This is a genomic window from Providencia sp. UF-224 (assembly GCF_058245955.1).
Window position 1 is genome coordinate 1 of record NZ_JBSICC010000113.1, and the last position, 435, is coordinate 435.

The 435-nt window shown below is 35.2% G+C and carries 1 protein-coding gene; it reads right to left on the reverse strand.

Annotated features, from left to right (window positions below; genetic code table 11):
* Positions 1-25 precede the first annotated feature (25 nt).
* A partial coding sequence (locus tag AC4IFO_RS23075) for an LPD29 domain-containing protein (RefSeq protein WP_490737864.1) occupies positions 26-435 on the reverse strand: 410 nt, incomplete at its 5' end.

Below are 435 nucleotides of genomic sequence, written 5' to 3' on the forward strand. Positions count from 1 at the left end.
AAACGCGCCTTTTGGCGCGTTTTCTTTAATAGCTCGTTTTTCTAAGTACCCGATTAATTTCTCCACCTATCCCATCATTTCCAATAATTTGTTCGCGTCCAATTTTGTATAACTTACCTTGATGATAATTTTCAACGGTCATCAATGCAGTATCAAACTCATAAGACTCGCCATATTTAGCAATAAGTGATTTAATTGCCAACGCGATTATCTCATCACTGTAATGACGATTTGTAAAAACATAATCAGCACCGCCATAAACCATATTAAATGGCGAGCTTTCATTGTAAGAGTAATCAGTATAGCAATCGAACCGTGACGTTTTATATTTTTTAACAATTGAGTCGACTTCATCCACTGTCGGGCCATCAGTCCATGACACATAATAAGAACTGTAATATTGTTTACGTACAGAAAATTTAGTTTTTGGAAAAT